The sequence below is a fragment of the Lactobacillus ultunensis DSM 16047 genome, assembly GCF_001436305.1.
Classification (GTDB): domain Bacteria; phylum Bacillota; class Bacilli; order Lactobacillales; family Lactobacillaceae; genus Lactobacillus; species Lactobacillus ultunensis.
Genome location: NZ_AZFO01000071.1, coordinates 1 through 2056, shown reverse-complemented (window position 1 = coordinate 2056; position 2056 = coordinate 1). Strand labels below are relative to the sequence as shown.

Genomic DNA, 2056 nt, shown 5'->3' with positions numbered 1-2056 from the left:
TCTTTGAGGTACTACCCTCAAAACTAAACAAAGTTTCTCAGTGTGCTTCCGCTTGCTCTGGATGCTTCTCTTAGCATTCCTGCTCTCCGCATCCTTCGCTTCCTTAGAAAGGAGGTGATCCAGCCGCAGGTTCTCCTACGGCTACCTTGTTACGACTTCACCCCAGTCATCTGCCCTGCCTTAGACGGCTCCTTCCTTTCGGTTAGGCCACCGGCTTTGGGCGTTGCAGACTCCCATGGTGTGACGGGCGGTGTGTACAAGGCCCGGGAACGTATTCACCGCGGCGTGCTGATCCGCGATTACTAGCGATTCCAGCTTCGTGCAGTCGAGTTGCAGACTGCAGTCCGAACTGAGAACAGCTTTCAGAGATTCGCTTGCCTTCGCAGGCTCGCTTCTCGTTGTACTGCCCATTGTAGCACGTGTGTAGCCCAGGTCATAAGGGGCATGATGACTTGACGTCATCCCCACCTTCCTCCGGTTTGTCACCGGCAGTCTCATTAGAGTGCCCAACTTAATGCTGGCAACTAATAACAAGGGTTGCGCTCGTTGCGGGACTTAACCCAACATCTCACGACACGAGCTGACGACAGCCATGCACCACCTGTCTTAGCGTCCCCGAAGGGAACTCTTCATCTCTGAAGATGGCACTAGATGTCAAGACCTGGTAAGGTTCTTCGCGTTGCTTCGAATTAAACCACATGCTCCACCGCTTGTGCGGGCCCCCGTCAATTCCTTTGAGTTTCAACCTTGCGGTCGTACTCCCCAGGCGGAGTGCTTAATGCGTTAGCTGCAGCACTGAGAGGCGGAAACCTCCCAACACTTAGCACTCATCGTTTACGGCATGGACTACCAGGGTATCTAATCCTGTTCGCTACCCATGCTTTCGAGCCTCAGCGTCAGTTGCAGACCAGAGAGCCGCCTTCGCCACTGGTGTTCTTCCATATATCTACGCATTCCACCGCTACACATGGAGTTCCACTCTCCTCTTCTGCACTCAAGAAAAACAGTTTCCGATGCAGTTCCTCGGTTAAGCCGAGGGCTTTCACATTAGACTTATTTTTCCGCCTGCGCTCGCTTTACGCCCAATAAATCCGGACAACGCTTGCCACCTACGTATTACCGCGGCTGCTGGCACGTAGTTAGCCGTGACTTTCTGGTTGATTACCGTCAAATAAAGGCCAGTTACTACCTCTATCCTTCTTCACCAACAACAGAGCTTTACGATCCGAAAACCTTCTTCACTCACGCGGCGTTGCTCCATCAGACTTGCGTCCATTGTGGAAGATTCCCTACTGCTGCCTCCCGTAGGAGTTTGGGCCGTGTCTCAGTCCCAATGTGGCCGATCAGTCTCTCAACTCGGCTATGCATCATTGCCTTGGTAGGCCGTTACTCTACCAACTAGCTAATGCACCGCGGGGCCATCCCATAGCGACAGCTTACGCCGCCTTTTAAAAGCTGATCATGCGATCTGCTTTCTTATCCGGTATTAGCACCTGTTTCCAAGTGGTATCCCAGACTTTGGGGCAGGTTCCCCACGTGTTACTCACCCATCCGCCGCTCGCTTTCCCAGCGTCACTGCCGAAGCAGATCTGCTGGTTCCGCTCGCTCGACTTGCATGTATTAGGCACGCCGCCAGCGTTCGTCCTGAGCCAGGATCAAACTCTCATTTTAAAAAGTTTGAAATGACTTCATTTCGATATTTAAGATCTTTGTCTCAAATTTATTGCTTGCGAATTGACTTCGCTTTTTGTTTGGGTTTTTACACCCGCACACTTTTAGCGAAACTTTGTTCAGTTTTCAAAGTACTACCTCCGCCCGGCGCTTGACGCACCGGACAGCTCCTTAATTTTATCAAACCCTCAAGCTCCTGTCAAGAACTTTTTTGAATTTGTTCTCGCCGCCCCGGCTTCAGCTCTTTGCCTTCCGCCTGACGACATTTAAATATGTTACCAGCTTGTCGACCCTTTTGCAAGTACTTTTTTCGTTTTCTTGAATTTTTCTTCGCTCTGGTCTTTTATTCAAGCCCTGCCGCTTCCCTCGAAGCGACTTTATTAAT

Annotated in this window: 1 rRNA gene; it reads right to left on the bottom strand. The window is 51.1% G+C overall.

The annotated features are described in order from the left end of the window. Positions 1 to 107: 107 nt before the first annotated feature. Positions 108 to 1671: ribosomal RNA gene (locus FC57_RS10330) — 16S ribosomal RNA — on the bottom strand. Positions 1672 to 2056: the final 385 nt, after the last annotated feature.